This window comes from Azospirillum sp. (genome assembly GCF_035628975.1).
Taxonomy (GTDB): Bacteria; Pseudomonadota; Alphaproteobacteria; order Azospirillales; family Azospirillaceae; genus Azospirillum.
The window spans coordinates 89,171-108,345 of record NZ_DASPIS010000097.1 but is presented as its reverse complement, the minus strand read 5'-3'; the positions used below and the strand labels follow the sequence as shown (position 1 = coordinate 108,345).

19 protein-coding genes are annotated in these 19,175 nt (G+C 67.5%); 12 read left to right on the top strand and 7 right to left on the bottom strand.

The features are described 5' to 3' along the window. The first annotated feature begins 149 nt into the window (after positions 1-149). Positions 150-413 (top strand): SDR family oxidoreductase, encoded by a 264-nt coding sequence (locus VD964_RS21140; protein ID WP_324870463.1) that lies wholly within the window; start codon positions 150-152, stop codon positions 411-413. A 58-nt stretch (positions 414-471) separates the two neighbouring features. Here the strand turns inward: VD964_RS21140 and VD964_RS21135 are convergent, their stop codons facing one another. After that, complete coding sequence (locus tag VD964_RS21135; RefSeq protein ID WP_324870462.1) at positions 472-2,022, bottom strand: Ppx/GppA family phosphatase; 1,551 nt, start codon at positions 2,020-2,022, stop codon at positions 472-474. A gap of 23 nt (positions 2,023-2,045) precedes the next feature. Then, positions 2,046-4,193 carry an RNA degradosome polyphosphate kinase gene (locus tag VD964_RS21130; RefSeq protein WP_149223590.1) on the bottom strand — a complete coding sequence of 716 codons (2,148 nt, stop codon included), beginning with the start codon at positions 4,191-4,193 and terminating at the stop codon, positions 2,046-2,048. Positions 4,194-4,383: 190 nt separating this feature from the next. On the opposite strand from VD964_RS21130, the gene VD964_RS21125 reads away from it, so the two are divergent. From VD964_RS21125 to trmFO, 7 genes are all read left to right on the top strand, one after another. Next, positions 4,384-4,902: a histidine phosphatase family protein gene (locus VD964_RS21125; protein ID WP_324870461.1), complete on the top strand. Its 519-nt coding sequence runs from the start codon at positions 4,384-4,386 to the stop codon at positions 4,900-4,902. A gap of 99 nt (positions 4,903-5,001) precedes the next feature. Then, a complete protein-coding gene (locus VD964_RS21120; RefSeq protein ID WP_324870460.1) occupies positions 5,002-6,606 on the top strand; it encodes a CHAD domain-containing protein in 1,605 nt (534 codons plus the stop codon). A 169-nt stretch (positions 6,607-6,775) separates the two neighbouring features. Beyond that, positions 6,776-9,643 (top strand): excinuclease ABC subunit UvrA, encoded by a 2,868-nt coding sequence (gene uvrA, locus VD964_RS21115; RefSeq protein WP_324870459.1) that lies wholly within the window; start codon positions 6,776-6,778, stop codon positions 9,641-9,643. 62 nt (positions 9,644-9,705) lie between these two features. Beyond that, on the top strand, positions 9,706-9,900 hold the full coding sequence (locus VD964_RS21110; RefSeq protein WP_063634422.1) for a hypothetical protein: 195 nt from the start codon (positions 9,706-9,708) through the stop codon (positions 9,898-9,900). A 145-nt stretch (positions 9,901-10,045) separates the two neighbouring features. Beyond that, a complete protein-coding gene (locus VD964_RS21105; protein WP_324870458.1) occupies positions 10,046-10,351 on the top strand; it encodes a nucleotidyltransferase domain-containing protein in 306 nt (101 codons plus the stop codon). Next, complete coding sequence (locus VD964_RS21100; RefSeq protein WP_324870457.1) at positions 10,339-10,746, top strand: nucleotidyltransferase substrate binding protein; 408 nt, start codon at positions 10,339-10,341, stop codon at positions 10,744-10,746. The genes VD964_RS21105 and VD964_RS21100 overlap by 13 nt, the downstream gene beginning before the upstream one ends. Before the next feature lie 50 nt (positions 10,747-10,796). Beyond that, positions 10,797-12,140 carry a methylenetetrahydrofolate--tRNA-(uracil(54)-C(5))-methyltransferase (FADH(2)-oxidizing) TrmFO gene (gene trmFO / locus VD964_RS21095; RefSeq protein WP_324870456.1) on the top strand — a complete coding sequence of 448 codons (1,344 nt, stop codon included), beginning with the start codon at positions 10,797-10,799 and terminating at the stop codon, positions 12,138-12,140. Positions 12,141-12,162: 22 nt separating this feature from the next. Here the strand turns inward: trmFO and VD964_RS21090 are convergent, their stop codons facing one another. Continuing rightward, positions 12,163-13,017 (bottom strand): phytoene/squalene synthase family protein, encoded by an 855-nt coding sequence (locus tag VD964_RS21090; protein ID WP_324870455.1) that lies wholly within the window; start codon positions 13,015-13,017, stop codon positions 12,163-12,165. 123 nt (positions 13,018-13,140) lie between these two features. Between VD964_RS21090 and VD964_RS21085 the strand changes: the two genes are divergently transcribed. From VD964_RS21085 to VD964_RS21070, 4 genes are all read left to right on the top strand, one after another. Further along, positions 13,141-14,013: a squalene/phytoene synthase family protein gene (locus VD964_RS21085; protein WP_149223584.1), complete on the top strand. Its 873-nt coding sequence runs from the start codon at positions 13,141-13,143 to the stop codon at positions 14,011-14,013. A 70-nt stretch (positions 14,014-14,083) separates the two neighbouring features. Then, positions 14,084-15,007, top strand: a complete 924-nt coding sequence (gene hpnD / locus VD964_RS21080; RefSeq protein WP_324870454.1) for a presqualene diphosphate synthase HpnD — start codon at positions 14,084-14,086, stop codon at positions 15,005-15,007. Then, positions 15,008-16,429 (top strand): hydroxysqualene dehydroxylase HpnE, encoded by a 1,422-nt coding sequence (gene hpnE / locus VD964_RS21075; protein ID WP_324870453.1) that lies wholly within the window; start codon positions 15,008-15,010, stop codon positions 16,427-16,429. A gap of 6 nt (positions 16,430-16,435) precedes the next feature. After that, positions 16,436-17,029, top strand: coding sequence for a superoxide dismutase (locus tag VD964_RS21070; protein WP_014247715.1), 594 nt, complete (start codon positions 16,436-16,438; stop codon positions 17,027-17,029). A 153-nt stretch (positions 17,030-17,182) separates the two neighbouring features. On the opposite strand, the gene VD964_RS21065 is transcribed toward VD964_RS21070, so the two are convergent. The 4 genes from VD964_RS21065 to secF all read right to left on the bottom strand — a co-directional run bounded on the left by VD964_RS21065 (position 17,183) and on the right by secF (position 19,175). Next, positions 17,183-17,545 carry a type II toxin-antitoxin system PemK/MazF family toxin gene (locus tag VD964_RS21065; RefSeq protein WP_324870452.1) on the bottom strand — a complete coding sequence of 121 codons (363 nt, stop codon included), beginning with the start codon at positions 17,543-17,545 and terminating at the stop codon, positions 17,183-17,185. Continuing rightward, the gene (locus VD964_RS21060; protein ID WP_324870451.1) at positions 17,532-17,747 is read right to left on the bottom strand and encodes an AbrB/MazE/SpoVT family DNA-binding domain-containing protein; all 216 of its coding nucleotides are present in this window, start codon (positions 17,745-17,747) and stop codon (positions 17,532-17,534) included. Before VD964_RS21060 ends, VD964_RS21065 begins: the two co-directional genes overlap by 14 nt. 62 nt (positions 17,748-17,809) lie before the next feature. Continuing rightward, entirely contained in the window at positions 17,810-18,187 is a 378-nt protein-coding gene (locus VD964_RS21055; RefSeq protein ID WP_324870450.1) for an Mth938-like domain-containing protein, read from the bottom strand. Between the two features lie 31 nt (positions 18,188-18,218). Next, positions 18,219-19,175: a protein translocase subunit SecF gene (secF, locus tag VD964_RS21050; RefSeq protein WP_310113746.1), complete on the bottom strand. Its 957-nt coding sequence runs from the start codon at positions 19,173-19,175 to the stop codon at positions 18,219-18,221.

Below are 19,175 nucleotides of genomic sequence, written 5' to 3'. Positions count from 1 at the left end.
CGTACGAGGGTCTGGTAAAGCGGCAAACACCTTCGCGTACCACGACATCGGGGGGCTCCTTCCCTGAACGCCAGAGCCTCCCTACTGAATCCTTTTCAGCCCGCCGCGCTACCCTCTTTTCTCAAATGCGATTCCCCTGGGTCGGGTTGATGCGGGTGATCGCCGCCGAATATGGACCTCAGGGCATCCGTGCCAACGCATTGCTGCCGGGCGGCACCGACACGCCGATGGGACGGGCGGTGTCGAACACGCCGGAAGCCTTGGCCTTCGTCCAGGGGCTTCATGCGCTGAAGCGCCTCGCCACACCACGCGAGATCGCCCAGTCGGCGCTCTATCTGGCGTCCGATGCTTCCAGCTTCACGACCGGTACCGCGATGCTGGTCGACGGCGGGGTTTCCATCACCAGAACCTGATGCGGTCGGGCCGCCCGCCATCGACCGGCGGGTGGCCCGATTGCCCCACTCCGCCGCCCTACTCCGCCGCTTGGGGCCGTAGCGGCTGAACCACATCGCCTTTCACGTTCATCGCCTTGGCGAGCGCGTCGATGCGGCGTTGCACCGCTTCGCCGGACGGCACGCTGCCGTCGTCGGGAAGGGTGAGCACGATGCGCCCGTCGCCCACCTTCAGGCTGGTCCTCTCCAGCAGCGCCGTGGCGCCGCCCGACAGCGTGTGGGCAAGGCGGAGTGCCAGGCCCAGCACCAGCGCCTTCATCCCCTGCCCTTCCGTCACCAGGGTCCGCACCGGCGCCGTCAACGGCACATCGATGGTTCCCGAATAGCGGGCATGGGCGGCAAGCGCCAGGAAGGCCCGTTCGTCATGGTCGAGTGCGGGGAACGGATAGCGCAGCACGCGCAGGAAGGCATGCTCGGCCCGGTAGTCGGGATGGTCGGCCCAGCCGACATCGCTCAGCAGGCAGGCGGCATGGCGCAGGCGGATGGCGTTGTCGTCCTCGCCGGCGAACAGGCCGGCGGTCCAGGACATCAGCAGCGCCGGGTCGCCCATCCGCACGAAGCGCCGCGCCCAGTCGGCGGCCGAGGCCATCAGCGGGTCCTCGCGCTGGCCTTCCGGCGACAGCAGCGAATAGAGGTGGCCTTCCCGCAGGCCGTAGGCGGAAAACACCAGCTTCGACGGCTGGGCGATGCGCAGCAGCCGCTCCAGCACCAGCCCGGCGAAGGGCAGCGTGTCGAGCCGGCGGCGCGATCCCGCCATCTTTTCCAGCGACGAACGGCTCTGCCGGCCGATCAGGGCCGTGAACTCCCGCGCGTCGGCGGAGGGAATCGTGTAGTGGTGGATGATGTGCAGCGGGTGGCCGGACTGCTCCATATGCAGCTTGGCGATGGCGCGCCAGCTTCCGCCGACCGGGTAGAAGGGCCGGCCCTTCATCGCCGGCAGCCAGGGCAGCGATTCCAGATGCTGGTCGATCAGCTTGGCCGGCCCGCCCTTGGAAGAGCCGACCTCCATCAGCCGCAAGGGCCCGAGCGGCAGCGTCACCTGCTTGCCGATCACGCCGCGGTCGAGCGTCACCAGCTCAAGGCTTCCGCCGCCGAGGTCGCCGACAAGACCGTCGGCGCCGGGGGTGCCGGACAGGACGCCCATGGCGGACAGCCGCGCTTCCTCCTCCCCGCTGATGACGCGGACTGTCAGGCCGGCGCGGCGGCGAATGGCGTCGACGAAGGCGGCGCCGTCGCGGGCGTCGCGCATTGCGGCGGTGGCGATCACGTCCAGCCGGCCGACGCGCATGCCCTGGGCCAGCGTGGCGAAGCGTTCCAGCGCGACAAGCCCCTGTGCCACGCCGTCGGGGTTCAGCAGGCCGGACTTCTCCACGCCTCGGCCCAACCCGCACAGCACCTTCTCGTTGAACAGGGCGAGCGGCGAACGGGTCAGCCCGTCATAGACGACGAGTCGGATCGAGTTGGACCCGATGTCGATCACGCCGACGCGCTCCGCCGCACCACCGGCCGACGCATTCCAGATGGCGGAAACGTCGCCCGCAACGGCGGCCGCGCGATTGTCCTTGCTCATACTCAGACTCCCGTCACCCGTCCTTAAGACACCGCGTGCAGCATGAGCCGCGGCGGCGTGCGCTTGCTGCTGAGCGCGCTGCCCCGGCCCGACAGGCTGGGGTTGGTCATGAAGTAATTATGGGCGCTGAACGCGTCAGGGCCAGCTTTGATCCGATGGTACACGCCATCGGGGCCGAGCTTCCAGGTGCTTGCGTCGTCCTTCATGTTGGCGACCATGATCTGGTCGAGCACCTGTTCGTGCACCGTCGGGTTTTCGATGGGTACCAGGGTTTCGATGCGGCGGTCCAGGTTGCGGGTCATCCAGTCGGCCGAGGAGATGAAGATCTTGGCCTGGTTGCTGGGCATGGGATGGCCGTTGCCGAAGCAGATGACGCGGCCATGCTCCAGGAAGCGGCCGACGATGCTGCGCACCCGGATGTTCTCCGACAGCCCCTTCACCCCCGGCCGCAGGCAACAGATGCCGCGGATGATCATGTCGATCTGCACCCCGGCCTGCGAAGCCTTGTACAGCTTGTCGATGATGACCGGATCGACCAGGGAGTTCAGCTTCACCCAGATCGAGGCCGGACGGCCGGCGGCGGCATGGGCGATCTCCCCCTCGATCAGGTCGGACAGGCGCTGGCGCAGGGTGATCGGCGCGATGGCGATCTTCTCCAGAACCTTGGGCGTGGCGTAGCCGGTCATGAAGTTGAACATGACGGCGGCGTCGTGGCACAGCGCCGGGTCGCAGGTGAAGAAGGACAGGTCGGTGTAGACTTTCGCGGTGATCGGGTGATAGTTGCCGGTCCCGAAATGGACGTAGCTGCGCAGCGCCTTCTTCTCGCGCCGCACGACCAGCGACACCTTCGCGTGCGTCTTCAGATCGACGAAGCCGTAGACCACCTGGGCGCCGGCGCGTTCCAGGTCGCGCGCCCAGCGGATGTTGGCCTCCTCGTCGAAGCGGGCCTTCAGCTCCACCAGCGCGGTCACCGACTTGCCGGCCTCCGCCGCCTCGATCAGCGCGGCGACGATCGGGCTGTCCTTGCTGGTGCGGTACAGCGTCTGCTTGATCGCCACCACCTGGGGATCGCGCGCCGCCTGCCGGATGAACTGCACCACCACGTCGAAGGATTCGTAGGGGTGGTGAACGACGATGTCCTTGTGGCGGATCGCCGCGAAGCAATCGCCGCCGAAATCGCGAATCCGCTCGGGGAAGCGGGCGTTGAAGGGGCGGAAGACCAGATCCGGCCGCTCGTCCACGATCAGCAGCTTGGTGTCGGTCAGGCCGATCAGCCCGTCCAGGATGAACACGTCGTCCGACGCCACGTTCAGTTCATGGCGCAGGAACTCGCGCAGGTCGGCGGCCATGCCGCTGTCGGTCGCAAGCCGGATGACGCTGCCGCGGCGGCGGCGCTTCAGCGCGCTTTCGAAGGTGCGGACCAGATCCTCCGCCTCTTCCTCGATCTCGATCTCGCTGTCGCGCAGCACGCGGAAGACGCCGTGCGCCTTGACCTGGAACGGAGGGAACAGGCGGTCGATGAACTGCATCACCACCTTTTCCAGCTGGATGAAGCGGATGTCCGATCCCGGCAGGCGCATGAACCGTTCCAGCTGCGTGGGCAGCGGCACCAGCGCGTCGATGTGCCGGCCCTTGACCGGATCGTGCAGCTGCAGTGCCAGCGAAAAGCCCAGATTCGGCAGGAACGGGAAGGGGTGGGCCGGATCGACCGCGATGGGCGTCAGAATCGGGAAGATGTCGTCGAGGAACTTGGCTTCCAGCCAATCCAGTTCGCCTTCGCTGAGGTCGCTGGGATCGACGACGGAGATCCCGGCCTCGCGCAGCTCGCCCTTCAGGGTGCGCCACATCGTCTGCTGGCTGTCCATCAGCGCGGCGATGCGCTGCTTGACCGCCGTCAGCTGCTGGGCAGGCGTGAGATTCTCCGGGCTCGGCGCCTTGACCCCGGCGGCCACCTGCCCTTTCAGGCCGGCGACGCGGACCATGTAGAATTCGTCGAGGTTGCTGGCGGAAATCGACAGGAAGCGCAGCCGCTCCAGAAGCGGGTGGTTCGGATTGGCGGCCTCGTCCAGGACGCGCTGGTTGAAGGCCAGCCACGACAGCTCCCGATTGATGAAGCGTTCCGGAGCGTTGGGCTCGATGCCGACCGACTCGAGTTCCTGGAGATGCGTCACGTCAACCTCTGAAATCTTGGGACCCCGTCTGCCCTTGGCCGCGGTGCGGCGCCTTGGGCAACCGTTATATGGTGGGCAGACAGAGTATCCCATATGCGTTACGGTTTCAGGACTCCCATTTGGCGATGTTCCAAGCCATCTCCCACCCCTCCCCCGCCTTACGGCCAGTCCAATCCGACCGAATCCCGCCATGAAGACGCTGTTCCTGCTGCGCCACGCCAAATCCTCCTGGGACGATCCGTCGCTGGACGACCACGACCGGCCCCTGAACGCCCGCGGGGAAAAGGCGGCGTCGCTGGTCGGCGGCTACCTCGCCAAGCATCATGCCCACATCGGCCTCGTCCTATGCTCGACCGCGGTGCGGGCGGTGGAGACGCGCAAGCGGGTGATGACGGCGATGGGCGCGCCCTACCCGCCGGTGGAGCATGAGCGCGGCCTGTATCTGTGCGGCGCCCGCACGTTGCTGGAGCGGCTGCGCGACGTACCGGACAAGGCGACCGGCGTAATGCTGGTGGCCCACAATCCGGATCTGCACGAGTTGGCGAACGCGCTGACCGGCAGCGGCGACCATCACCTGCGCCATGATCTGGCCGACAAGTTTCCGACCGGCGCCTGCGCCGTCCTGGTCTTCGAGACCCTGCATTGGGCGGACCTGGAGCTTGGCGCCGGCCGGCTGGCGGATTTTGTGCAGCCGCGTAAACTCTCTTAACCTGCGGCGACGGTTGGAGTATCCACGGATCCACCTGTTCAATTCCAGGCCACTCTGGCCGTCAGGCCATTGCGGCCGGATTCGGGAGGACGCCGACCCTTGCCACCCGCCATTCCGCCCGCCGGCCCGTCCGCCGTCCACGATGCGCAGCCCTCCGCCCCCGCCTTCCGCGAGGTGGAGCTGAAACTCCATGCGGCCTCGGCGGATCTGGCGCGGGTCGCCTCGCTGCCGGCCCTGCTGGCGCTGGCCGATGGGCCTGCGGCGACACAGCGCCTGCGCACCGCCTATTTCGACACGCCGGACCTGAAGCTGGCGGCCAATGGCGTGGCGTTGCGCGTGCGGCAGGAGGGCGACCGCTTCGTCCAGACGCTGAAGACGGTCAACAGCGCCAGCCCCGGCGATTCCGCCGCGGTCGCGGTGCGGCGGGAGTGGGACTGGACCGTTGCGGGTGAGGCGGTGGACCGCCGCGTGCTGACCGACCCCGGCGTCGCCGGTCTGGTGCCGGCGGCAGCTCTCGACGATCTGGACTGCCTGTTCATCACCGATTTCCGCCGCACCACCCTGCTGCTCCGCCCCGATCCGCTGACGGCGGTGGAGATGGCGGTCGATGATGGGCGGGTCTATGCCGGCGGCAACTCCCTGCCCATCAGCGAGGTGGAACTGGAGTTGAAGTCGGGAAAGGTCGCCAGCCTGTTCGATCTGGCGCTGACCCTGCAGGCCGCCATCCCCATGCGCATCGGCAACGAGAGCAAGGCGGAGGCCGGGCTTCGGCTGGTCACCGGCAAGGCGCCCGGCCCGGTGGAGGCCGAACCGCTGGGCCTCTCCCCCCTGACCACGGTTGCCGAGGCCTATCGCCACATCCTGCGCCAGGCGCTGCGCCAGTTCCTCGCCAACGAGGCCTGTGCGCTCGGCGGCAGCGATGTGGAGGGACTGCACCGGATGCGCATCGCGTTGCGCCGGCTGCGCATCGCCCACCGCCTCTTCGCGCCGCTGATCGCCTCCCCCGAAGCCGACCGTCTGGTGGAGGAAAGCCGGGCGCTGGCGAAACGGCTGGGCCCGGCCCGGGGCTGGGACGTGCTGATGTCCGGCGTCATCGACCCGCTGCTCGCCGCCCCCACCGCGCGGACGGGCATCGACCGCGCGGCGCTGGATCGGCTGGCCGTCCTTGCCCGCTCTGCCGGGGCCGGTCCCGCGCGGGAGGCGATGGCGGCGATCCTGGCGCCCGGCTGCACCACCATGGTCCTGGGACTGGGGGCATGGCTGGAGCATGGCCGCTGGATGTCGGAGGCCGAGGGCGACCGCCGTGCCATGTTGTCGGCGCCGGTCGCCACGCTGGCCGGCGGCTGGCTGTCCGCCCGCATGGCGAAGCTCGGCAAGGCGGCCAAGCCGCCGGAGGATGCCAAGGGCCGCGACAAGCTGCGCCGCCGGCTGCGCAGCCTGCGCTACACCGCCGATTTCTTCCGCGGCCTTTATCCGGAGGCCGCCGCCCTGCCCTTCTTCGCGGCGCTGGAGCCGCTGCAGGCGGCGCTGGATGCCGAACAGGACGCCGTCACCGGCGCACGCATGCTGGGCGAACTGAAGGGGGCGGACCCGAAGACCGCCGCCACGGTCGCCGCCTGGATCGAGCGCCAGTCGGACAAGCGGCGCAAGGCCCTGCCCGATCTGTGGAAGCGTTTCCGCGCGGTGCCGCCCTTCTGGTCATGACCGACCCGCGCCGGGCGCCGGTGGCAATGCGAGCCTGAGCGCATATATCGTCAGCCGGCCGGCGTCCGGCGGTCCCGTAAGAGACTCAGCGGGGCGGTCCGATTTTCGTCATGCGGCGCGGCTGCTTGCCACTTTCCATCCGGATGGGCTTCGGGTAAAAGAACACTCCATGAACAAATACATCAGCGTCCGCGGCGCGCGGGAACATAACCTGAAGAACGTCGATGTGGATCTGCCGCGCGACGAGCTGATCGTCATCACCGGCCTGTCGGGATCGGGCAAGTCGTCGCTCGCCTTCGACACGATCTATGCCGAGGGGCAGCGGCGCTACGTGGAAAGCCTGTCGGCCTACGCGCGCCAGTTCCTGGAGCTGATGCAGAAGCCGGATGTCGATTCGATCGAGGGGCTGTCGCCGGCCATCTCCATCGAACAGAAGACGACCTCGAAGAATCCGCGCTCCACCGTCGGCACGGTGACGGAGATCTACGACTACATGCGCCTGTTGTGGGCGCGGGTCGGCATCCCCTATTCGCCCGCCACCGGCCTGCCCATCGAAAGCCAGACGGTCAGCCAGATGGTCGACCGCATCTTGGGCATGCCGGAGGGCACGCGCCTGCTGCTGCTGGCGCCCTTCGTCCGCGGCCGCAAGGGCGAGTACAAGAAGGAAATCCAGGACCTGCGCAAGCGCGGCTTCCAGCGCGTGCGGGTCGACGGCACCATGTACGAGATCGACGAGGTGCCGGCGCTCAACAAGAAGCTGAAGCACGACATCGAGGTGGTGGTCGACCGCATCGTGGTGCGCGAGGGACTGGGCAACCGACTGGCCGATTCGCTGGAAACCGCGCTGGGGCTGGCCGACGGCATCGTCTGGGTCGAGAATGCCGAGACCAACGAGCTGACCGTCTTCTCGCAGAAATTCGCCTGTCCGGTCAGCGGCTTCACCATTCCGGAGATCGAGCCGCGGCTGTTCTCCTTCAACAATCCGTTCGGTGCCTGCCCGGCCTGCGACGGTTTGGGCAGCAAGATCTATTTCGACCCGATGCTGGTGGTGCCGGATGAGCGGCTGTCGCTGGCGAAGGGCGCCATCGCGCCGTGGGCCGGCTCGACCTCGAAATACTACGACCAGACGCTGGAAAGCATAGCTGAGCATTTCGGCGCGTCGATGACCACCCCCTGGCAGGACCTGCCGGAGAAGGTGCGCCAGACCATCCTGTTCGGCTCGGACGGGTCGGCGATCACCATGACCTATGACGACGGCCTGCGGCGCTATCAGACCAACAAGGCGTTCGAGGGCATCGTCAACAATCTGGAACGGCGTTTCCGCGAGACGGACAGCGCCTGGACCCGCGACGAGCTGTCCAAATACCAGTCCTCCCAGCCCTGCGAGGTGTGCAAGGGCGCTCGTCTGAAGCCGGAGGCGCTGGCGGTCAAGATCCGCGGCCGCAACATCTCCGAGGCGGCGGAACTGTCCATCGCCGGCGCCGGTGCGTGGTTCAGCGAGTTGAACGAGCATCTGCGCCCGAAGGACCGCGAGATCGCCTACCGCATCCTGAAGGAAATCAACGAGCGGCTCGGCTTCCTCAATGCCGTCGGGCTGGAATACCTGACGCTCAGCCGCGGGTCCGGCACGCTGTCCGGCGGCGAGAGCCAGCGGATCCGGCTGGCCTCGCAGATCGGCTCCGGCCTGACCGGCGTGCTGTATGTGCTGGACGAGCCCTCGATCGGCCTGCACCAGCGCGACAACGACCGGCTGCTGGAAACGCTGAAGCGCCTGCGCGACATCGGCAACACCGTCATCGTCGTCGAGCATGACGAGGACGCGATCCGCAGCGCCGACTATCTGGTCGACATGGGTCCCGGCGCCGGCCAGCACGGCGGCACCGTCATCGCACAGGGTCGGCCGGAGGAGGTTCAGAAGAACCCCGACAGCATCACCGCCCAATACCTGAACGGCACCCGCTTCGTCCCGGTCCCCGACACCCGCCGGCCCGGCCATCCCGGCCAGTTCCTGGAGGTTCATGGCGCCCGCGCCAACAACCTGCAGAACGTCTCGACCAAAATCCCGCTCGGCACCTTCACATGCGTGACCGGCGTGTCGGGCGGCGGCAAGTCGACGCTGATCATCGAGACGCTGTACAAGGCGGTGGCGCGCAAGCTGATGGGTGCGCGCGAGCATCCGGCCGACCATGACGCGGTGCTGGGTCTGGAGCATCTGGACAAGGTCATCGACATCGACCAGTCGCCGATCGGCCGCACCCCGCGCTCCAACCCCGCGACCTACACCGGCGCCTTCACCCCGATCCGAGACTGGTTCGCAGGCCTGCCGGAATCGAAGGCGCGCGGCTACGGCCCCGGCCGATTCTCGTTCAACGTCAAGGGCGGGCGCTGCGAGGCCTGCCAGGGCGACGGCGTCATCAAGATCGAGATGCACTTCCTGCCGGACGTCTACGTCACCTGCGACGTCTGCCACGGCAAGCGTTACAACCGCGAGACGCTCGAGGTCACCTACCGCGACAAGACCATCGCCGACGTGCTGGACATGACGGTCGAGGAGGGCAAGGAGTTCTTCAAGGCAGTGCCCGGCATCCGCGACAAGATGGACACGCTGGAACGGGTCGGCCTTGGCTACATCCACATCGGGCAGGCGGCGACCACGCTCTCGGGCGGCGAGGCGCAGCGCGTCAAGCTGTCCAAGGAACTGAGCCGCCGCGCCACCGGACGCACGCTGTACATCCTGGACGAGCCGACCACCGGCCTGCATTTCGCCGATGTCGAAAAGCTGATGGAGGTGCTGCACGCGCTGGTCGACCAGGGCAACACGGTGCTGGTGATCGAACACAATCTGGAGGTCATCAAGACCGCCGACTGGATCATCGACCTGGGGCCGGAGGGCGGCACCGGCGGCGGCGAGATCGTCGCCGAGGGCACCCCGGAGGATGTCGCGAAGGTGGAGCGCAGCTACACCGGCCGTTACCTCGCCCCCTACCTGAAGGCGAAGCCGGCAGTGCGGAAATCGGCAACCCGAAAGAGGGCGTGAACAAACGCAAGCTGCGCCGTGTTCTCCCATGCAGAGTTCGCACTGCATGGGAGAAGAGGCGCATGAAGACGATTCTGACCGGTGTGGGCACCGCCCTGGGGGCCGCGCTGCTGCTGGCCGCCTGCGGCTCCGACGGCTCCACCACCAGCACGACGACGACCACGACCACCACGCCGAGCTACGGTTCGACCACCGTGACCCCGGCCCCGTCGGGCGCCACCACCATCGAACGCAGCACGACGACCAAGAGCGAGTGAGCCTCCGCTCGATGTAACGGTTCTGGCCAGATGTTCTGGCCGGATGATCTGATTGACTCCTGATCGACTTGCGGCCGGCCTTCCCTGTGGAGGCCGGTCTTTTCCTATGCCCGTCTTCCGACCGGAGATGTGTTAAACTCGACGGATGATGAACCCGGTACGCCTGCGCGCGCTCGACACCGTCAAACGCATCGTGTTCGAGCATTTGGCGGAACACCCCGCGCGCGTCTATCTGTTCGGCTCCTGCGCACGCGGCGACGGAGGACACTGGAGCGACATCGACGTCGCGATTGATCCAATGGAGCCGCTGCCCCCTGGATTGATCGGCGAGATCACCGAGGCACTTGAAGAAAGCACTGTTCCCTACTTCGTCGATGTGATCGATCTCCGTTCCGCCCGGAGTGAACTCCGGCAAGAGGTCGAACGGGAGGGAATCGAATGGACAAGGTAGGCCGAAAACTCGACAACGCGCGGCAAGCCCTGGCCCGGCTTCAGGAAGTTCTTGATCGTCCTGTTGATGACGTGGTCCGTGACTCAGCGATTCTACGGTTTACCTTGGCAACGGAGACCGTCTGGAAAGCCGCGAGGTCGGTTATCGCCGACCAGATGGGTGCTGAACGCCTCACTTCGGCAAGTCCGAAGGCCATGGTACGCGAAAGCCAGATTGCCGGCCTTTTAACCGAGGATCAGGCGGTGGCGGCGATCGAGATGATGAATGACCGGAACCTGACGGTTCATACCTACGATGAGGAAAAGGCGAACGAGCTGTTTTCACGCCTTCCCTCGCACGCCGCATTGATTGAGGCCTGGATCTCGGCGATGCAGAGCGCCATAACCCGCCCCTGATCCGCCTGCTCTTCGCCCCTCTGCCTTCGCACAGTATTCTGGAAAGCCCAATGACCGACACCCTTCGCCCCGTCCACGTCATCGGCGGCGGTCTCGCCGGTTCGGAAGCCGCGTGGCAGCTTGCCTCGCGCGGCGTGCCCGTCGTGCTGCACGAGATGCGCCCGGTCCGCAAGACCGAGGCCCACGATACCGACAAGCTGGCGGAGTTGGTCTGCTCCAACTCCTTCCGGTCGGACGATGCCGAATACAACGCGGTGGGTCTGCTGCATGAGGAGATGCGGCGCTGCGGCTCGCTGATCCTGCGCTGTGCCGACGCGCACAAGGTGCCGGCCGGCGGCGCGCTGGCCATGGACCGTGACGGCTTCGCCGATGCCGTGACGGAGGCCATCGGCTCGCATCCGCTGATCACCCTGCAGCGCGAGGAGGTCGCCGGCCTGCCGCCGGAGGAGTGGGACAGCGTCATCGTCGCCACCGGCCCCCTCACCTCGCCTGCCTTGGCCGAGGCCGTGCGCGACCACACAGGCGAGGAATCGCTGGCTTTCTTCGACGCCATCGCTCCCATCGTCTATCTGGAGAGCATCGACCTGTCGAAGGCGTGGTTCCAGTCGCGCTACGACAAGCCCGGCCCCGGCGGAACCGGCAAGGACTACATCAACTGCGCCTTCGAGAAGGACGACTACCGCGCCTTCATCGCCGCGCTGATCGAGGGCGAGAAGCTCGACTTCAAGGAGTGGGAGAAGAACACCCCCTACTTCGAAGGCTGCCTGCCGATCGAGGTGATGGCGGAGCGCGGCGTCGACACCCTGCGCTACGGCCCGATGAAGCCGGTCGGCCTGACCAACCCGCACAAGCCGGAACGCCGCCCCTACGCGGTGGTCCAACTGCGCCAGGACAATGCGCTGGGCACGCTCTACAACCTCGTCGGCTTCCAGACCAAGCTGCGCCATGCCGAACAGACGCGCATCTTCCGCATGATTCCCGGCCTGGAGAATGCCGAGTTCGCCCGGCTGGGCGGCATGCACCGCAACACCTTCCTCAACAGCCCGCGCCTGCTCGACGGCGCCCTGAGGCTGAAGTCGCTGCCCCGCCTGCGCTTCGCCGGACAGGTCACGGGCTGCGAGGGCTATGTGGAGAGCGCGGCCGTCGGCCTGCTCGCCGGCCGCTTCGCGGCGGCGGAACGTCTGGGCCAGGAGATCACGAATCCGCCGGTCACCACGGCGCTCGGCGCCATCCTCGGCCACATCACCGGCGGGGCGGAGGCGGAGACCTACCAGCCGATGAACGTGAATTTCGGCCTGTTCCCGCCGGTGGACGACAAGATCCGCGGCCGCGACCGCAAGCTGGCCTACACCCGCCGGGCACTGGCCGACCTCGACGGCTGGCTCAAGGACTGACGGGGGTAAAGGCGCGCGGGCGTCAGTAGCGCCCGCGCATCGCCGCCCAGCCCAGCTTCATCTGCCGGAACGGGTTGGGCAGCAGCACGCGCGGGGCGAACACGTCGTTTCCCTCCCGCGCGATCACGCTCAGATGCAGGTTGGCCAGCGTGGCCGGCAGCAGCGCCGGCACCGCCGCCTTCGGCACCTGACGGCGCAGGCTGCGCGCTTCGGCCAGATGCCTGCGCGCAACGTCGGCCATCTCGCCCACCACCGCCCGCAGTTCCAGGGTGGAGCGGCCGGCGAACAGATCCTCGCTCCTGGCGCCATGGCGCTGCATCAGGTCTTCCGGCAGGCGCTGGCGATGCTGGCGGGCCAGGAAGGGGGCCGCGCGCAGGATGCCGGCAAGGGCATAGGCGATGCCGACATGGCGTCCGGCCGTCATCGCCGCCTCGTCCCGCACACCCAGGATCTCAAGCGCCAGTTGGACCAGCGGTGCCCCCGTCACCTCGGCATAGTTGACGAGGCAGGTCAGGTCGGCCGGCGGCGTGTCGTCCAGGTCCGCCTCCCGCGCGTCGATCAGCCGGTCGAACAGGGCACGGCTCAGCCCCAGCGCGCGGGCGGCCTCGGCCAGCGGGTCCATGACGCCATGCCGGGGTACGGGTCCATCCTCATAGACGGCCTCGATGCCGTCGCGCCAGAATTGAAGCCTCATCTGGCCCAGGATCGGTTCGCTGACGACCTCGCGGGTCTTTGCGATCTCCAGGTTGAAGGCATAGAGTGCGAACATCGCCTCGCGCCTGTCGGCGGGAACGAACAGACCTGCCAGAAAGTGGTCGTTGTCATATTTCCGAACCTCCCGTCCGCAATAGGACAGGTCGGTCGCAGCCTTCACCATGGGATGCCTGATTGGAAAAAGAGGGGAGGATCGACGGAAGGACGGGCCAAAGCCTGTTGCCACGCCTATATGAAGCACACAAGGTCGCATCGCCAGCCCCGACGCGCAGCAGGCAGGGATCCCATGACGGATTTCAACATCGCCCCGACGAAGCCCCGCAAGACCGGCCCGGTCGCCCGCAAGGACGAGACCGGGGAGAATTTCCCGGTCGCCTCCCGCCTGATTCCGAAACATCTGCGCCCGCATGTGATCGCCTTCTACCGCTTCGTGCGGCTGGCCGACGACATCGCCGACGATCCCGATCTCGAGCCGGAGACCAAGCTGGCCTATCTGGAGGCGCTTGAACGGGCGCTGACCTCCGGGCAGGCCAAGCACGCCTACCTGAAGCCGGCGACCGAACTGCGCGAGAGCCTGCAGAAGACCGGCGTCAGCGACCGCCATGCCCGGCAGGTGCTGCGCGCCTTCCGCCGCGACGCGGTCGGCGCCCGCTGCCACAGCTGGAGCGACCTGCTGCTGTATTGCCGCTTTTCCGCCAACCCGGTCGGCCGCTACCTGCTGGAGCTGCATGGCGAAGGGGTGGCCGCGGGGCCGGCCTCCGACGCACTCTGCTCCGCGTTGCAGGTGCTGAACCATCTGCAGGACGCGCGGGAGGACTGGACCCAGCTCGGCCGCTGCTACATTCCGCTGGTCTGGTTCGACGACGCCGGCATCAGCGTCGAGCGTCTGGTCGAGTGCGAGAGCGACGTCCGCATGCGCGCCATCTTCGATCAGGCGCTGGAGCATACCGACCGGCTGCTGGAGCGGGCCGCGGCCCTGCCCGGCCTGATCCAGCACCGCGGCCTGCGGATGGAGGCTGCGGTGATCCTCAGCCTCGCCGAATCGCTGTCGCGGCGGCTGAAGGCGCGCGATCCGATGAAGGCGAAGGTCACGCTCGGCGCGCACCACAAGCTGGCGGCGGTGGCGCGGGGACTGGCGCGGAGCTTCTCCGCCGCATAAACTCCCGGGCCACACGTTACGACGTGCACCGCCAAGCACGTCACCACGTGCAATGCCCAGGATGCGACAGATGACCCCTCCGCCGCTGGAGACGGCCCCGCTGGAACCGGTATCCACGACGTTGCCGGACAAAAAGACACCCGATACGGCGTCCGCCGTCACAGCCAAATCGGGCAGCACCTTTTATTGGCCGATGCGACTGCTGCCTGCATCCAAGCGGGCGGCGATGTTCGCCATCTATGCCTTCTGCCGCCGCATCGACGATATCGCCGACGAACCGGGGGAGCCCGCCGCCAAGCGCGCGGCGCTCGACGTCTGGCGCCGGGACATCCGCGACCTTTATGTCGGCGGCGCCCCCAGCGGCCCGCTCACCGCCGCGCTGAAGGGCGCCATCGAGCGCTACGGCCTGCCGCGGGCGGAGTTCGAGGCGCTGATCGACGGCATGGCGATGGATGTCGCGGGTGAGGAATCCGGCGGCATGCGCGCGCCCGACCTCGACACACTACGCCTCTATTGCCGCCGAGTCGCCGGTGCGGTCGGCATGCTGGCCATCCGTGTCTTCGACCGTGCCGATTCCTCCACCGAGCGATTCGCCCTGGCGCTGGGCGAAGCCCTGCAGCTGACCAACATCCTGCGCGATCTGGCCGAGGATGCCGATCTCGACCGGCTCTACCTGCCGCGCGAGCTTCTGCTGGCCGCCGGCATCACCGGCGACCGGCCGGAGGACGTGTTGGCACACCCCGCCCTGCCGCAGGTCTGCGAGGCAGTGGCGGAACTCGCCGAGGCCTGCTTCGCCGAGGCCAGGGCGGCGCTCGGCGGACAGGCGCGGGGCTCGCTGTGGGCGGCCACGGCGATGATGGTTCTGTATCACCGGCTGCTGCGGCGCCTGCGGGCAGCCGGCTGGCGCGATCTGAACGCCCGTGTGCGGGTCGGGCGGCGGGAAAGCGCCTGGGTGGCGGTGCGCTGCATGCTCGGCCTTCCGCCGGCCACCTGAATGACGCCGACATCGACCGCCGAGATAGGGGCCGTCCACGAGAGCGGAACCGTCCATGTGATCGGCGCCGGTCTGGCCGGTCTGGCCGCCGCCGTCCGCCTGGTGGAGGCCGGCAGGCGGGTTGCGGTCTACGAGCAGGCTCCGCAGGCCGGGGGTCGCTGCCGCAGCTTCCACGATGCCACGCTCGGCCGCTCCATCGACAATGGCAGCCATATGGTGCTCAGCGGCAATCGGGATCTCCTCGACTATGCCCGACGCACCGGCGGTGCCGATGCCCTGGAGGAGGTCCGTCCGGCGGCCTTCCCCTTCCTGGACCTGCGCGACGGCGCCGCGTGGACCTTGCGGCCCGGCGGGCTGTGGCTGTTCGATCCGGCGCGGCGGGTTCCTGGCAGCCGGCCCCTCGACTATCTCGCCGCCCTGCGCACCCTGACCGCCCGCAGGGATCATTCCGTCGCCGACCGGCTGCGGCCCGATGGCCGGCTGTTCGAGCCGCTGTGGCGCCCCCTGGCGGTCTCCGCCCTCAATGGGCCGGTGGAGCGCGTCTCCGCCCGCCTGTTCGGCGCGGTGTTGCGCGAGACGCTGTTGCGCGGCGAGGCGGCCTGCCGCCCGGTGCTGGCGCCGCGCGGCCTGTCCGCCGCCTTCGTCGATCCGGCGCTTGCCCGCCTGCATGCGGCCGGAGCGGCCGTGCATCTCGGCACGCGGGTGGAGGGGCTGAGCTTCGACGGTGATCGCGTGACCGGCTTTTCTGCGGGCGGCAGCGCCGTGGCGCTGGGCCCGGCGGACGAGGTGATCGTCGCCGCCCCGGCCTGGGCGGCGGAACGGCTGGTCCCCGGCCTGACGGTGCCGCCGCCGGGTGCGGCCATCGTCAACCTGCACGTCCGGCTGGACGGCCCGGTGCGGCTGCCCGGCGGCCTGCCTTTCCTTGGGCTGGTCGGCGGAACGGCGGAGTGGCTGTTCGCCCGCGGCGACCTGCTGTCCGTCACCGTCAGCGACGCAGACGCGCTGGCCGAGCTTCCGGCCGATGTGGCCGCAGCCACGCTGTGGGCGGAGATCGCCCCGCAGCTTGGTCTGGACCAGCGACTCGGACCCCCGATTCGGCCCTTTCGGGTGGTGAAGGAGCGGCGGGCGACGCCGGATCAGTCGCCCGAAGCGGTCGCATGCCGGCCGGGACCGCGAACCCGCTGGCGCAACCTGACGCTGGCCGGAGACTGGACGGAAACGGGACTTCCAGCCACGTTGGAGGCTGCCGTACGCTCGGGCAACCGGGCGGCGGAGGCCGCTTTGGCGAATGGAAATAACCCTATACGGCGTTCAGGACTGTTTCCGGCCTTCACAAGCTTCCGTCATGGGCCTATTTGGTCGGACGGAGGTGCCGTGCTCGCAAGGCCCGGCCCGGAAGGACAATCAAAGAAGAGAGGGTGAATTAAAATGGCGTTCGAACTTCCGCCGCTTCCGTATGCGTACGATGCTCTGGCTCCGTACATCTCGTCGGAGACGCTGCACCTGCACCACGACAAGCACCACCAGACCTATGTCACCAACCTGAACAACCTGACCAAGGACACCCCGCTGGCCGACGCCAGCCTGGAGGAGGTCATCAAGGCTTCGGTCGGCGACGCTTCCAAGGTCGGCATCTTCAACAACGCCGCCCAGGTGTGGAACCACACCTTCTTCTGGCAGTGCCTGAAGAAGGACGGCGGCAAGATGCCGGCGGCCCTCGAGCAGCGCATCGTTGCCGATTTCGGCAGCGTCGAAAAGTTCAAGGAAGAGCTCACCCAGGCCGCCTTGACGCAGTTCGGTTCCGGCTGGGCCTGGCTGTACCTGGACGGCGACAAGCTGAAGATCGGCAAGACCGGCAACGCCGACACCCCGCTGGCGCACGGCCACAAGCCGCTGTTCACCATCGACGTGTGGGAGCATGCCTACTACGTCGACTTCCAGAACCGCCGCGCCGACTTCGTGAAGGCCGTCATCGACAACCTCGCCAACTGGGACTTCGCCGCCGAGCAGATGGCTGCGTAACGTCCCACCGGGCGCGCTCCATCCCCCTCCCCTGCGATCGGCCCGACCTTCGGTCGGCCGAGAGCGGGGGAGGGTTGGGGTGGGGGCAAGCGCCGCGAGGTGTTCGCCAAAAGCAAAGGCGCCCCGTGTGGGGCGCCTTTGTCGTATCGGCCGTCAGGTGTCCTTACCGGCTTTCAGCATTTCGGCAAGATGCCCCCCAACTTGCCTGCTGATCTCCCGACGATCACCGATGGCAAGTGAACCGAGCAGTTCCGCATCACGTGCATCGATCACGGCGACTTTGGCCGTGCGGACGACTGACGGGACGGGCAATCCCGCCGTTCCGATATCACTGACAGGCACATCCGAAGGCCAGCCCCTGTTTTCGGCGCTGGTTATCATCAATACCCAAATCAGACTATGATCTACTTCGAGTTTCTCAGCGGCAACGACCAATGCCGGCCGACGCTGCCGGACCGGGCGATCGGCGTAAGGGAACGGAACCTTGACGACGTTCCAGGTTTCAAAGACTGGCATAGGCCCGCCGGTCCGCTTCGCTGTCCCATTCCGTGAAGCATCGGAATGGGTCGTCGGCTGAAGGCGGAACAGCGCGCGTCAGGATAACGTGGCCGTCCTCGATGCGGTAGGCGATCTCGTCGCCTTCATGAAGGCCCAGCGCGGTCCGCACAGCCTGCGGAATCGTCGTTTGAGCCTTGCTGGTCATTTTGCTGGTGATCATGGCACACCCGCGGTAAGGAACTTCCTTACTGTAATCACCGGACCTTGTCGGTTCAACGTCCGTTACACCGGCAGCATCGCCGCCGCCACCCGCCGGCCTTCGGCCAGCAGGACGTTGTAGGTCCGGCACACCGCCCGGCTGTCCATCGGCTCCACCACCACGCCCTGCTCCCGCAGGCTCTGGCGAAGCGCCTTCGGGATCATCTTCATCGTCGGACCGGTGCCGAGCAGCAGGATCTCCACCTTCGGCTCGGCCGCCAGCACCACGGCGAAATCTTCCAGCGTCAGGGAGGCGGCATCGGTCGCCTCCCAGGCCTGGGTGCGGTCGGGCAGCACGACGACCGCGCCGACGCGCCATTGGCCGGACACGCAGAACTGTCCCGGACCATAGCCGTCGATGACCTGACGGTCCGACGGGATCATCGGCATGATGTCGGCCATGCTGCCCTCTCCCTACTGTTGTCGCCCGGCTTTACGGGGTGGTCGCCGGGGTATTGCCCGCAGCGGCATCGGTCGGGGTGCCGCGCCGCAGGCGGTTCTCGCCGAGGAACAGCAAGATGGGCGCCGCGATGAACACGGACGAGCTGGTCGCAAGGATAACGCCGAAGATCAGCACGATGCCGAAGTCCTGCAGGGCCTCGCCGCCGAACAACGCCAGCGGGATGATCGACAGCAGCGTACAGACCGAGGTGCCGACGGTGCGGTTCAGCGTCTCGTTGATCGACAGGTCGATCAGGTCGCGCAGCGGCATCTTCTTGTAGATGCGCAGATTCTCGCGCATGCGGTCATAGACCACGACCTTGTCGTTCACCGAATAGCCCATGACCGTCAGGATCGCCGCCACCGCCGTCAGATTGAACTGCATGTCGGTGATTGCGTAGAACCCGATGATCTTGGTGATGTCCAGCAGCAGCGTCACCACCGCGCCGAAGCCGAACTGCCATTCGAAGCGGAACCAGATGTAGACCAGCATCGCCACCATGGCGAGGCCAAGCGCCAGCATGCCGTTGGCGAACAGCTCGCCGCTGACCGACGCGCCGACGGCCTCGACGCGGCGCACCTGCGTACCGGGGACGGCTTCGGCCAGCGTGCCGCGCACCTTGTCGGCGGCGACCTGCTGGGCGGCATCGTCGCCGGGCTGGCGTTCCAGGCGGATCAGCACGTCCTGGGGCGACCCGAACTCCTGCAGAGCCACCTGCCCCATGCCGAGGCCGGACAGGGTGTGGCGGAGCGAGGCGAAGTCGGCGGCCTGCGGCGTCCGCGCTTCGATGACGATGCCGCCGCGGAAATCGATGCCGTAGTTCAGGCCGGGATGGAAGAACAGGATGACCGACGCGATGGACAGGATCGCCGACACGACGAGGCCGGCGATGCGGCCGTTCATGAAGGGGATCTTGGTGTTGTCGGGGACGAGGCGGAGATGGAACAT